Genomic DNA, 12,225 nt, shown 5'->3' with positions numbered 1-12,225 from the left:
GGTGGTTTCCTTTCTCAATGGCCGCCGCCACCGCCGCTCTCGGAAGCAGCGGCGACCTCGGTCTCTGCCGACGCGTTCGTCGCGCCGCCGCCGTAGATCGCAGGCGCGAGGTTGGCTTCGGCCAGCCAGAAGTCACGCTTCGCGTTGACGGAGAGCAGGATGGAGTTGATCTTGTCGCGGGTGTCGGTCAGCAGCTCGAACGTGTTGGTGATCATGCCGTTGTAGGTCAGCAGGGATTCCTCCTCGACCTTGGTGCGCAGCGGCACGACGCTATTGCGGTAGTGTCGGGCGATGTCGTAGTTCGAGCGGTAGGCCTCATACGCGGATCTCGCCTCCGACCGGACGTTGACGGCCTTCTCCGCCAGCTGGTTCGCCGCACGCATGTAGGCCACCTCGGCCTTGCGCATCCGGGCCTTGCCGGTGTCGAAGATCGGGATCGCGAACTCCAGTTCGACCTGGGCCGTCGTCCTCGTCTTCTTCTCGTCGTCCTCGATTTCCCGTTCGGTTTCGAAACCGGTCAGGATCGCGAGGTCGGTGACATAGCGCGTCGCTTCGGTCAGACCATACGACCTGGCAGTGGCCTCGAGTTCGAGCTTCGCCACCTGGAGGTCTATCCGGTTTCGGAGTGCCTCGGTCTCGATGGTGTCGCGTCTGGCGACGGACCCAGGCAGCGGCGGCAGGCTCTTGGGAACCTGGTAGTCCAGGTCGGAGCCCCAAAGACCCATGAGCCGCGTCAGCTCCTCCTTGGTCAGGCGTGCCGCCAGGCGGGCCTTCGCGGTCTCTCCGGCAAGTTCGGCGACGAACACATGTTCACGGGCCTGGGCGCCCTTGGTCATCGCGCCGGTCTCGCCCAGCTTCTCCGCGAGCTCGGAAGCGGCGTCCGCTGTTGCCTGAGCGCGCTGGAGCTGCCCGACGTTCTCCCAGGCCGCCACCGCGCCGATCCAGGCTCGCCGCGTGTCGGCGGCGACCTGGAGTGTCTTTACCGCCGCAGTCAACTGCGCCTGCCGGAAGCGGGTGTCGGCGATCGCTATGTCCCGGTTCCTCGTCGCGAGCGCCAGGATGTTCGTGGTGATCATCCCCTCGATGGTCTTGAACGCCTCCAGTTCCGGCGTCCCCATGCCCGTCGTGCCGATGGAGGCGGTCGGGTTGATGAACATCGTCGACTGCCAGGCGTCGGCGGCGCTGTCGCCAAGATCGGCGTATGCGGCCTGGAGACCCCTGTTGTTGAGCAGCGCGATCTGGACGGCCGTCTCGACGTCGAGGACTTTCCGTCGCGCGAGCAGGTCTTTGACCTCAGCGGCGGCAGAGCGGGCCTGGTTCTGGTTCTGGATCCAGACTGTCTGCTTCGCGGTCGCGATTGCTGTCTTGTCGGCAACGGAAGCGAAGCCTGCTTGCTTGCTGGAATATTCGGCGCCCGTGACACAGCCGCTCAGCACCAGCGGGAACGCCAGCACGGACATCAGTTTTCTAAGGTCGATCATGAGGCGTCTCCTTTCGGGGGAGACTGCAGGTCATTCTGTCTACGCCACGGCTTGGGATCGACGGGCTGCCTGGCGACATAGCCCGAGATCGGCGACTGGTATGCGATCGGGCGCGGGGACGGCTGTTCGACTGCAGCGGGGGACGCCACCACGTCGGGAGGAAGCGTGGATGCGCAGCCGCCGATAACAAGCGGCAGCCCCACCACGAAAAGAGAGGGTTTCATTATGAAATTTCCGAATAAGAGATAGCCTACGGGCGCTCGCCTAAAAGGCAGGCGTCCGGCTGGACCCGATCAAGCGGGCGCGTCTCTATTCAGATATTCGGGGGACGGTCGAGGGTCGGCAGTTCGCCAAGGGTCGTGCGGTCGTCGGCGAACTGTCGGATCGAGGTCACGACAGGCCCCCCGACGTCGGGGCCTGCACAGATGATGCCAAAGCCGCCGCAGAAGTCCTTGCAGCATTCCTGCTTGACGAGCTTCGACGGGCCATCGCCATCATCGGACACATCGCCGTGCGAGTGGCCGTGACGGGCGGCCTCCGTCATGTCGTGGCCTTCATGGGAAGGCATTACGTCCGAGACGATGGCTTTCAGATCGGGGAACGAGGAGCCGTGCATCGCGGCGTTGGCGCTCGACATCGAGTACCCCGCCAGTGATACGATGATCACCAGCCGCATCATCACGAGCAGTCTGCTCATTGTGATTCGGTACATCTTGCCCATTCCCAACGAGCTACATGCAAAGCAGCGCGATTTCAATTAGGACCTATGTCTCGTTGATCTTCGAGTCCTTTATGTGGCGCGAACATCACGGTGTGCACAGGCTAGAGCTTCCCACGGTGGTAAGGTCAACAGGAGCCGTTCTTTTCTAACCATGATCGATTTCGCATCATACTTCGGCCTTTTCGCCGCCGCTCTCGGTGCGGTGACGATATTGCCGATGCAGTCGGAGCCCCTGCTGGTCGGTGGTGTTCGTTGCCAAGACAGGACGCTACGTCGTTCTGGCGCTGGCCACGTTTCAATTTTTCGATTGACTACTTTCGACGCGGAAACACCATCCGGTCGACAGTCTCGTCGCGAACCGCCAGCGTGTGCCACGCTGCAGCGGCGAGATGCAGCGCGACCATTCCCAGTATGATCCTCGACCCGATGACGTGGTATGGGGCAATTCCGAACCAGAAGTAGCTCGCGACGAATCCCATGCAGGCCTGCCCGATGATCGCGGCGTAGAAGGCATGGTGAAGAGCCGAGGCGGCCCGACCGGTCCATGAGGTGGGCTCACCCGTTTCAGGCGGTTGAAGGATACGAACAACCAGCCGCACGCCCATCGCCACTCCGATCGCTATTCCCGCGTAGTTGTGAAGGTGGTGCTGGACGACGTCCCAGTACGATGGGGTCATGCCCATGTGGACGGCGTGGTGGGTTCTCTCGATACTGCCGCCCGTCAGATACTGGACCGGCACCATGAGGGCGATCAGCCAGTGAAGCCCTATCTGGGCCAGCGAATAGCCACCTTTCATCGATCCTCTCCCAGCGAGAGGCTCAGATTAGTCGGCGACGGTTAACGCTTCCTGATTGCCCCCTTCGTGAGATGGCAGCGTATCGGGGAGGGCGTCCGCCTTTTTGCTGCCCAGATGAGAACGGATATCGGAAGCAAGTGGCATGATCTCGGATTCGGAACGCAGCCTTATGAGACGGATCATTTTCGGACTGTTCTCCGTCGTGGAAGCGGTGCTGATCACCGCAGTCCCGTCGTCGGCAGCCGAGGATGTCGTAGCGCTTCGGCAGGCGGACATGAAGGCCATGGCCGCGGCGGCAAAGAGGATCTCCGACATGTTCAAGGATCCGGCGAACTACAAGGCTGCCGAGTTCAGATCGGCGGCCGACGCCATCCGCGACAGGTCGGGTGTCGTGCTCTCTGGGCATTTCGCATCCGAGGCCGCCAGTCCACAGTCGAAGGCCAGGCCGAATATCCGCGAGGAGCGCGAGCGGTTCGACCGCATCGCGAACGACCTGCGCGACTACGCGGTCGCGCTGGACGCCGCTGCGCAGAATAACCCAGGACCGATGCCCGCCAGCATGCGCATGAAGCCTGGAGAGGCCATGGGCGGCGGGCCGCTCGGCACCCACGTCCGCAACGAGCAGGAGCTATCGGCAATGCCGGCGGAACACGCGTTCCACCTCATGCTCCAGACCTGCACGACCTGCCACGCCAAGTTCAGGACGGAATAAGGGCGCGATCACGCGGGACTGGAAGTTGCCCGCCTTGTCCAAGCGTCCGACCCTTCAAGCGCGGCCTCATTCGCTTCAAACAGCCATATTCGACGCTGCCGACATCACTTCCCGCGGCGCGGGGCCGCCGAACATATGGCTGCCACCGTCCTCGACTTCAGTGAAACACCAGCGCACGACACCATCCCGATCGAGCAGAAATTCGCCGACGAGTTGGCCGTGGCCGGTGGCGATCATCTGCTTGTCGTCCTCGGTGAAGTCATAGCCGTCCGCCTTGTCGAGATATTCCACCGCGGCCATCAGGTCCATGGGCGCTGGAAGCTCGTCCGGCATGTCAATGCGCATAGACGTCACCGCATTCATGCTGATTTTGTGCGGCCAGTCATTCTCGTCTTCTGTGAACTGAAGGTTCGGCAGGCCGAAGGCTTTGTGCGATACCCGTTCGGGATCCGAGGCCGCCAGCAGATTGGGAAGCGGATGGTAACGGAAATAGAGGCGAGCGCGGTCGATCGGCGTGTTGACGACGGTCAGGCTGTCGATGCCTTTTTCCTGCAATGCGTCAGTGAGTTCGGCCATGGCGGCGATCTGCCGGCGACAGAAGGGGCAATGCAGTCCGCGGAACAACCCGACGAGCACCGGCTTCTGGCCGCGAAAATCGTCGATAGCGATCTTACCCTGACGGGTGATCGCATCCAGCACCACGTTCGGCGCGCGATCTCCTGGCTGCAATGGTCTTCCTACGTGGTTCTCCTGCATCTTTCATTCCTCCCTTTATGCTTTTGAATCGATTTGCCAAATCGATTTCAGGCGATCACCGCAACGAGGACAAGTCAGTCGAGAAACGGTAAGACGACGAGCGTACCTGGATCGAGGTTGTGGCGGATGCACACATCCTGTGCCAGCGTAAAATACCGTTCCGCCTCGTCCATGTCGTCATGTTCGAGGCTGAGTGTCGCCAAGCCATCATAGCACGGAAAGAGCAGTTGCGGTTCATCAATTTCCTCCGCAACCTCAAGGGCTTCCTCGTAATACTTACGAGCTAGCTTCGGCTGACCGTGGCATTGATGAATCTGGCCAAGCACGATCAGCGGAACGGAGAGATGATCGCGCTGATCGAGCGCCCTGTCGATTTCGATGGCCCTTTCCGCCGCCGGTACACCCTCTGCAGCACAGCGATCGGTGAAAGTGCAGCAGGCGACTGCGAGATTGGCGAGAAGGCGCGCCTGGAAGCCGAGATCGCCGATGCGGGTCGCCACCTCCAGCCCGCGCCGGCAGATCCTGATGGCATTGGCCGGGTCGACGATCGTGTAGAGAACGCCGAGATTGGAATAGGCGCGACAGGCGGCACTTTGCAGATCGGCCTTTTCGGCGACCGAGAGGCTGTGTTCCACTTCCTGCACGGCCTCGCGGCGACGTCCGAGCCGCGCAAGTGCTACACCCTTGGTATTTAGCGCCTCCGCCATCGCTCGCGCCGCCTCCCGTCCAGCCTCGGTCGTCCCATCGATCGGGAGCGTTTGCAGACGTTGCAGCGCCAGCGTCGCCCACTCGGCGGCCGCGGCCTGATCCCCCATGCGAAAAGCCAGATGGCCGCGCTCCTGCAGGAGATGCGCATGTTCGATCGGCGCATCTATCGTCGCGATCATCGCTTCGGCTTCGGCGCAATGTGTCTCCGCTTGATCGCGGCGCCCTGCATCGAGGTGCAGGCGGCCGATCTTTCGCAGTATCCTCGCCGCGGCGATAGGGTCGTCCCTGGTGCGCTGGATCGCAAGCGCGCGCTGGTAGTGGTTCAGGGCAGCATCTCGCAGACCGGCCGGGCCGCATAGATCGGCAAGACGCTCCAGGAGCGCCAGTTGCTCCGGCGTCACCTCCGCCTCGTTTGCGAAGGCCGCAAGCGCCTGACGGTAAAGGCGCATCGCATCGTCATTGGCGTAGGTCTTGCGCGCCAGGTCGCCTGCAGCCATCAGGTAAGCGGCTCCTTTGGCCTTTTCGGTGGTCAGGCTGAAGTGATGGCCGAGCAACGCCAGATGCTCGAGCCGGTCGGGCGACGCGCCATACTGGCGTTCCAGCACCTGGCCGATCCGTCGATGAAGCTCCATCCGCCGTTGGAGCAGGAGATTGTGGTAGACGACGTCATGCATCAGCGTCTGGCTGAAGCGATAGCCCGGCGACACGACGGCATCGGGGCCGCGCAATTCCTCGATGATATTGGCATCGCAAAGGTAATCCAATGCGGCATCGATGCCGGCCGGATCGGTGGCGACAGTGCGCAGGAGGGCGGTATCGAACTTCGGGCCGACCACCGCTGCCTCCTGCGCCAACCGTCTTATCTCCTGCGGCAGACGATCGACACGGGCAAGCAGCAGGGCCTGCAGATTGACCGGGATATCGACAACGGTGTCTTCGGCCGCCACGTGCCAGTGCTGACCATCATGGTGCAACGTGCCCATGTCGATCAGTCCCCGAAGGATTTCTTCGATGAAAAGCGGGTTGCCGCCGGCGCGATCGAGGATGCGCTTGCGCATCGTGACCGGCAGCTTGCCGTGAGCCTCGCCGAAAAAGGCGGCAAGCAGCTTCTGCCCATCGGCTGCAAAGAGTGGGTCAAGACGTTGCACGGTGACATTGACACGATTGGAATTCAGCGGGTCGGTCTTCGATGTCGGCCGGTAGACCACGAGCATCATCAACCGGCTGCGCTCCAGCCGATCCATCATGAAGCGAAGCACTTCCAGCGAGGCGGCGTCCGCCCAATGCAGGTCCTCGATAACAAGCAGCAGAGGACCTTGCCCCAGCCGCCGCTCGAAGACGGTGCGGACCGCATAGAAGATCTGTCGCCGCAACTGCTCCGGTTCGATGTGCCGCAACGCGCCGTCAGGGTCGCCGAAGCCGAGGACATGTAGAAACAGCGGCAACAACCCGTCGACGTCCTCCGGTGTGAGATCAAGGGCGCGGAACCCCGTTGCCAGCAGGTGCCGTGTCCTTTCGGGATCGTCCCGCTCGCCGATGCCGTAGGCGCTACGCACGACCGCAGCAAGCGTGCCGTAGGATTGTTCGCCGAGGGGAGAGCAGGTGGCCTGGCGGATGGCCAGTCCCTGGAAACGGGCGGTATTGGCGGCGATTGCGACGAATTCTTTCACCAGCCGCGACTTGCCGATACCCGCTTCGCCGATCAGGCGGACAAGCTGTGCAGCACCGCCGCAGGCAAGATCGAGGCATGTCAGCAACCGCGACAGCTCAGCATCCCGTCCGATCATCGGCGCTTGCAGGCCGAATCCTTCGAGTCCACGCGCCGTATGCGGCGCTTCCAGGAGGCCCGTCAGGCGATGGACATGGACGTTTCCGCTTTTGCCGCGCAATGTCTGCGCGCCGAGGCTGTCGAAGGCGAAGGCATGGCGGGTGAGGCGATAGGTCAGCGGTCCGACGAGGATGTCGTTTTCGCCGGCCATGGATTGCAAGCGCTGCGCCGTGTTCACGGTGTCTCCGGTCACGGAATAGGATTTTGTGCTGATCGCACCGAAACTGCCGGTGACGACAGGGCCGCTGTTGATGCCGATGTGCAGACGCAGCGGCACACCGGCGCGTGAATGCCAGCGCGTGCCGACCTTCGTGGCCCGATCGATCATATCGAGTGCGGCGTTAAGCGCGCGAATCGGATCGTCCTCATGCGCGACAGGCGCACCGAACAACGCCAGCAGCGCATCGCCGACGAACTTGTCGACGAAGCCTCCATAAGTCTCGACCGCCTGGGTCATTTCTTCAAACAACTCGTTTTGAAGCACACGCATGACTTCGGGGTCGATCTGCTCGCTCAGGGTGGTGAAGCCGCAGAGATCGGCAAAGAGCACGGTGACCGGCCGCCGGTCGGCATCGCTGTCTGATTTATCCGTTACCGCCGGCTCGGCATTCGGCTTCAATGCGGATTGCACTTTGCCGGAAAGCGGCGCGCCGCATCGGGGGCAGAAGGCAAAATCGGGTTGGCACGCGAAGCCGCAGGCGGCGCAGGAGAGCGGTTGCCTTGCGCCGCATCGCGGACAGAAAGCAAAACCGCTTTGAATATCGAAACCGCAGCCGGCGCACTCCATCGCACGCGTCTCACGAAAAGCCCACTTTGCTCCGGCTATTCAGCCGCTATCGGCGGGCTTCAATACAGAAGACAAGCATGAACCTGCTGCCCCGGGCCCGCAAGCGCTAAACGAGCGGCGACCGGCGTGTCGGCATTGATCTGGAGCAGACGTCAAACGACGTCGCCTCGTCCCGACAGAAACTGCCGAAATCGTTCGGACTTCGGCTGCGTGAAAAGCTCGGCAGGTGCGCCGGTTTCTTCGATGACACCCTTGTGGAGAAACACCACTTTATTGGAAACGTCGCGCGCAAACGCCATCTCGTGCGTCACAACAAGCATGGTGCGACCTTCTTCAGCAAGCGAGCGCATCACCTTGAGCACTTCACCGACGAGTTCGGGATCGAGGGCGGAGGTCGGCTCGTCAAACAGCATGACCTTCGGACGCTGCGCGAGCGCGCGCGCGATCGCAGCGCGCTGCTGTTGCCCTCCGGAGAGGTGCGCGGGATAGAAATTTCGCTTGTCGGCGATACCGACCCGTTCAAGCAGAGCTTCGGCCTCTGCAATGCATTCCGCGCGGTCGCGTTTCTGCACGTGCACCGGTGCTTCGATCAGGTTTTCCAGGATCGTCATGTGCGACCAGAGGTTAAAACTTTGAAACACCATGCCGATGTGTTCGCGCATCCGATCGACCTGCCTGCGGTCGGCGGGCACGGTTCTGTGCCCCGTTTTCTTCAGGCCATACACCTCGCCGCCGATACGGATTTCCCCGCTGTCGGGAGTTTCGAGCATATTGAGACATCTGAGCATCGTCGATTTGCCCGATCCGGACGAACCGAGAATGGATATCACATCGCCCTCGTGCGCTTCGAACGAAACGCCCTTCAAGACTTCCAGTGGGCCGAAGCATTTCCGAAGTTCCTTGACCGAAACGGCAGCGCTTTTGTCCTTATTGTCGCTCGCCGAAATTGTTCCCCTGTCAGACATGCATACTCCCATCTAAGATTGCAGCCGCATACGCATGTGAGGCGAAAGCCAAAATTCGACCAGCAAGAGCATGCGCGTAACAATGAAATTGATTGCAAGGTAGATCGCCCCTGCGACGATGAAGATCTCGAAGGCACGGAAGCTGTCGGCGATCAACTTTCCGGCCAGGCCGGTGACTTCCATGATCGTGATGACGGACGCGAGCGCCGTTGCCTTGAGCATCAGGATGATCTCGTTGCCGTAGGCCGGCAGCGCATGCCTGATGGCGATGGGCACGATGATCCGTCGGAACAGAAGAACGCCCGACATGCCGCAGGCGCGCGCCGCCTCGATTTCCTGGCTGGAAACCGCCCGCAGGCCGCCGCGGAAAATTTCGCTGCAGTAAGCGGCCGTGTTCAGAGTGAGCGCGAGCACCGCGCACCAATAGGGCTCGCGAAAGAACCACCAGAGCCCGAGGTCCTGTAACCCGTGCCGAAACTGGCCGAGCCCATAGTAGATCAGGAACATCTGAACGAGGAGAGGCGAACCTCTGAAGACGAAGACATAGGCGCCGGCTATGTTTCGTCCTGTTGCACCGCCGGTCACCGCCAGTAGCGAGAGTGCAAGCGCCAATATGCTTCCTGCCAGGATGGACGTGACCGCAAGTTCGAGGGTGAGGGGCACGCCGGTCAGAAGCGTGAGAAACGTATCCCACATGAAACCGATATCCGTCATAGCGCTCTCCTTACGCCCTGGGTCGTTCGAGCTTCCATTCGTCTGAATACGATTGAGGAGAACCAGGTTACGACGAGATAGAGAATGACCGCTGACAGGTAGAATTCGAAGGGTCGGCGGGTGGATCCGGCCGCGATTTGCGACTGGCGCAGGAGTTCGACGAGACCCGTGACGGATATCAATGCCGACTCCTTCAACACGAGCTGCCAGGTGTTTCCAAGGCCAGGAATGGCGTAACGGAGGACGAGCGGGGCGACGATGCGCCTGAACTTGTGCCATGGCCGCATACCGACGGCGCTGGCGGCTTCAAGTTCGCCACGTGCAACCGATTTGTAGGCCCCTCGAAATACTTCGGCCTGATAGGCTGCCGAGACCACGCCAAGCGCCAAGGTCCCGGTCAAGAAAGCCGGCATTCCGATAAAACCCTGATACCCGAACAGGCCGCCGATAGATCCGAGGAATGCGCTGCCGCCGAAATAGAACAGATAGATGACCAGAAGGTCCGGTACACCGCGAAGGACCGTCGTGTAGCAGTCGGCAAGCCAGCGCAGCGCCATGTGGCGGGACAGCTGCATGAAGGTGACGACCGAGCCGATCACCGTTCCAGCCAGAAAGCCGCAGATGGATACACCGATTGTCATGGCCGCTGCCGTCAGAAGCAGCCAGCCCCAACCGGTCGGCCCGAAACCGACGAGAGCCAGATAACTACCGATAAATGCCATGCGTGGACCTCTTGGTGACAGATCAGGGTTGCTTCACTCGGCAGCGCGCCGGTGCGCCCAAATGCGCTGGAGCTTCGACATGTTCTTGAGCGAGCTTTGGACATGGGCCCGCGCTGCAATGGCGGCCGCCTCCCGGTCGCGTGCGCAGATGGCATCTGCGATCGCTCGGTGCTCATCGAGATCCGTGTGCTCCAGATCGACCCAAAGGACTTCGAGCCAAAGTGCGAGGCGAAGCTGCTGGTAAATTTGATCCGTCGCCCTCACGAGGGCCTCGTTTCGGGTCGATTCGACGATCACGCGATGGATGTGCAGTCCAAGATCGAGATTCCGCGCGGCGTCCGACGGCGTCTCATTGGTCGTTTCCTTGAGTTCCACCATCTGGGCGATGACGCCCCGAAGCCGATCAAGGTCTTCCTCAGTCGCCATCTCGCAGGCGAGTTGGGCCGCGCAAACATCGAGCGCTTCGCGAACGACCAGCAGATTGCAGAATTTGGTGACGTCGAGATCGGTCACTGTGTAGCCGAAATTCCGCTGCCCGACGATAAGCCCTTCCTCTTCAAGCTTCATCAGCGCTTCACGCAACGGCGTACGGCTGACGCCGAAACGCTTGGCAAGCGCAATTTCCGAAAGGCGCTCCGAGGGGCGAAGCTGGCCGCTGAGGATCAGGTCCTTCAATTGCGCATACGTGCTCTCGCGCAATGATCCTCGCTGTTCCGTTTTGGTCGGTGCCAATCAATTCCCCTTCCATCTCTGGTCCATTCACCGGTATCGGCGAATGACACCATAACGTTTTCCCTCTTGCTCGATCAAGCAGAATACGATTATGTATACAATGTTGGCTACAACAAGCAATGGTTCTTCATCCGCTTTTTGATCGCGGCCTGAAGGGGCAGAACACGTGGAGGTCCGATGCCGGAGATTCTCAGCCTGGACGAATTGCGGGAGCGTTTTTCGAATGCTTCAGGCGGTGAAGTGTTCGATCCTGAGTTTCGAAAGGTCGCCGAACTGGTTTTCGGGGAGGGCGATAGCCGGCAGGCGCCTTATTGCGGTGTTCCGACCTTGCTGAAGGCTCCGTATCGTCCGGATGCATCGCCTGATTTCATGGACATAGACATTGCGCTTTTCGGAATCCCCATGGATCTCGGGGTGACGAACCGATCGGGTGCACGGTTCGGACCGAGAGCCGTACGCAATGTCGATCGCGTCGGTCCCTACGATCATGTCCTGCGAGCCGTCCCGACGGCCCATGCGCGCGTTGCCGACGTGGGCGATGTCCCGTTCAAAAGCCGCTTTGATCTTGCTGTGTCTCACGAAGATATCGAACGATTTGTCCACCGCTTGGTAGGGGCTGGTGTCGTGCCGCTCGCGGTCGGCGGTGACCATTCGGTCAGCCTTCCCATTCTCAAGGCGATTGGCAGGCATCAGCCAGTGGGGATGATCCACATCGATGCGCATTGCGACACGGGCGGTTCATTTGAGGGCTGCAAATTCCATCACGGCGGACCGTTCCGCCAGGCGGTTCTGGATGGCGTTCTTGACCCCAGGCGCACAATCCAGATCGGAATTCGAGGGAATTCCGAGTATCTTTGGGAATTCTCCTATGCGTCGGGCATGACCGTCATCCACGCGGAAGAAGTTGGCGACCTTGGCATAAGGGGCGTGATCGCAAAGGCGAGAGAAATCGTCGGATCGGGTCCGACCTACGTCAGCTTCGATGTCGATTCTCTTGATCCGGCTTTTGCGCCCGGCACCGGGACCCCTGAGGTCGGTGGGCTGACATCAGCCCAGGCGCTTGGAATTCTGCGCGGACTTGCAGGTTTGAACATCGTCGGCGGCGACGTCGTAGAGATCGCTCCGCAATACGATCCAACCTCGAACACGGCGCAGATTGCCGCTCAGGTCTTATTCGAACTCCTCTGCCTGACGGCAGAGGCAATCAAGGTTCGCGCGTCCTAGCAAATCGCTGGACGCGTGGAGTCTGCCACAGCCTTGCTTTTGGAAAAGGGGCAGGGCGCAACAAAAAGGGGAATACCA

12 protein-coding genes are annotated in these 12,225 nt (G+C 61.1%); 2 read left to right on the top strand and 10 right to left on the bottom strand.

The genetic code is table 11. The features are described 5' to 3' along the window. Positions 1-14: 14 nt before the first annotated feature. The 4 genes from EFB14_RS04570 to EFB14_RS04550 all read right to left on the bottom strand — a co-directional run bounded on the left by EFB14_RS04570 (position 15) and on the right by EFB14_RS04550 (position 2,999). Positions 15-1,481, bottom strand: a complete 1,467-nt coding sequence (locus tag EFB14_RS04570) for a TolC family protein (protein ID WP_126823102.1) — start codon at positions 1,479-1,481, stop codon at positions 15-17. After that, complete coding sequence (locus tag EFB14_RS04565; RefSeq protein ID WP_126823100.1) at positions 1,478-1,705, bottom strand: hypothetical protein; 228 nt, start codon at positions 1,703-1,705, stop codon at positions 1,478-1,480. The genes EFB14_RS04570 and EFB14_RS04565 overlap by 4 nt, the downstream gene beginning before the upstream one ends. A gap of 89 nt (positions 1,706-1,794) precedes the next feature. After that, positions 1,795-2,193, bottom strand: a complete 399-nt coding sequence (locus EFB14_RS04560; protein WP_126823098.1) for a hypothetical protein — start codon at positions 2,191-2,193, stop codon at positions 1,795-1,797. A 320-nt stretch (positions 2,194-2,513) separates the two neighbouring features. Next, positions 2,514-2,999 (bottom strand): cytochrome b, encoded by a 486-nt coding sequence (locus EFB14_RS04550; RefSeq protein ID WP_126823096.1) that lies wholly within the window; start codon positions 2,997-2,999, stop codon positions 2,514-2,516. 169 nt (positions 3,000-3,168) lie between these two features. Between EFB14_RS04550 and EFB14_RS04545 the strand changes: the two genes are divergently transcribed. Continuing rightward, positions 3,169-3,711: a cytochrome c gene (locus EFB14_RS04545; protein WP_126823094.1), complete on the top strand. Its 543-nt coding sequence runs from the start codon at positions 3,169-3,171 to the stop codon at positions 3,709-3,711. A 75-nt stretch (positions 3,712-3,786) separates the two neighbouring features. On the opposite strand, the gene EFB14_RS04540 is transcribed toward EFB14_RS04545, so the two are convergent. From EFB14_RS04540 to EFB14_RS04515, 6 genes are all read right to left on the bottom strand, one after another. Beyond that, complete coding sequence (locus EFB14_RS04540; protein ID WP_125849919.1) at positions 3,787-4,467, bottom strand: peroxiredoxin-like family protein; 681 nt, start codon at positions 4,465-4,467, stop codon at positions 3,787-3,789. A gap of 74 nt (positions 4,468-4,541) precedes the next feature. Further along, on the bottom strand, positions 4,542-7,790 hold the full coding sequence (locus EFB14_RS04535) for an adenylate/guanylate cyclase domain-containing protein (protein ID WP_126823092.1): 3,249 nt from the start codon (positions 7,788-7,790) through the stop codon (positions 4,542-4,544). Between the two features lie 152 nt (positions 7,791-7,942). Continuing rightward, positions 7,943-8,755, bottom strand: a complete 813-nt coding sequence (locus EFB14_RS04530; protein ID WP_126823090.1) for an ABC transporter ATP-binding protein — start codon at positions 8,753-8,755, stop codon at positions 7,943-7,945. Positions 8,756-8,767: 12 nt separating this feature from the next. Continuing rightward, complete coding sequence (locus tag EFB14_RS04525) at positions 8,768-9,469, bottom strand: ABC transporter permease (RefSeq protein WP_126823088.1); 702 nt, start codon at positions 9,467-9,469, stop codon at positions 8,768-8,770. After that, positions 9,466-10,191, bottom strand: a complete 726-nt coding sequence (locus EFB14_RS04520; protein ID WP_126823086.1) for an ABC transporter permease — start codon at positions 10,189-10,191, stop codon at positions 9,466-9,468. The genes EFB14_RS04525 and EFB14_RS04520 overlap by 4 nt, the downstream gene beginning before the upstream one ends. 33 nt (positions 10,192-10,224) lie before the next feature. Continuing rightward, the gene (locus EFB14_RS04515) at positions 10,225-10,923 is read right to left on the bottom strand and encodes a GntR family transcriptional regulator (protein WP_126823084.1); all 699 of its coding nucleotides are present in this window, start codon (positions 10,921-10,923) and stop codon (positions 10,225-10,227) included. Between the two features lie 177 nt (positions 10,924-11,100). Here EFB14_RS04515 and speB point away from each other — a divergent pair, with 177 nt between their 5' ends. Next, a complete protein-coding gene (speB, locus tag EFB14_RS04510; RefSeq protein ID WP_126823082.1) occupies positions 11,101-12,147 on the top strand; it encodes an agmatinase in 1,047 nt (348 codons plus the stop codon). Positions 12,148-12,225 lie beyond the last annotated feature (78 nt).

The sequence above is a fragment of the Rhizobium fabae genome (assembly GCF_003985135.1).
GTDB lineage: Bacteria > Pseudomonadota > Alphaproteobacteria > Rhizobiales > Rhizobiaceae > Rhizobium > Rhizobium pisi.
This window is presented reverse-complemented; position numbering and strand designations above follow the sequence as displayed.

Bases quoted from the DNA above. Each gene is read 5' to 3' on its own strand.
- EFB14_RS04565 (WP_126823100.1), bottom strand. From the start codon at position 1,705: ATGAAACCCTCTCTTTTCGTGGTGGGGCTGCCGCTTGTTATCGGCGGC.
- EFB14_RS04520 (WP_126823086.1), bottom strand. From the start codon at position 10,191: ATGGCATTTATCGGTAGTTATCTGGCTCTCGTCGGTTTCGGGCCGACC.
- EFB14_RS04560 (WP_126823098.1), bottom strand. From the start codon at position 2,193: ATGTACCGAATCACAATGAGCAGACTGCTCGTGATGATGCGGCTGGTG.
- EFB14_RS04545 (WP_126823094.1), top strand. From the start codon at position 3,169: ATGAGACGGATCATTTTCGGACTGTTCTCCGTCGTGGAAGCGGTGCTG.
- EFB14_RS04550 (WP_126823096.1), bottom strand. From the start codon at position 2,999: ATGAAAGGTGGCTATTCGCTGGCCCAGATAGGGCTTCACTGGCTGATC.
- EFB14_RS04525 (WP_126823088.1), bottom strand. From the start codon at position 9,469: ATGACGGATATCGGTTTCATGTGGGATACGTTTCTCACGCTTCTGACC.
- speB (WP_126823082.1), top strand. From the start codon at position 11,101: ATGCCGGAGATTCTCAGCCTGGACGAATTGCGGGAGCGTTTTTCGAAT.
- EFB14_RS04535 (WP_126823092.1), bottom strand. From the start codon at position 7,790: ATGGAGTGCGCCGGCTGCGGTTTCGATATTCAAAGCGGTTTTGCTTTC.
- EFB14_RS04530 (WP_126823090.1), bottom strand. From the start codon at position 8,755: ATGTCTGACAGGGGAACAATTTCGGCGAGCGACAATAAGGACAAAAGC.
- EFB14_RS04570 (WP_126823102.1), bottom strand. From the start codon at position 1,481: ATGATCGACCTTAGAAAACTGATGTCCGTGCTGGCGTTCCCGCTGGTG.
- EFB14_RS04540 (WP_125849919.1), bottom strand. From the start codon at position 4,467: ATGCAGGAGAACCACGTAGGAAGACCATTGCAGCCAGGAGATCGCGCG.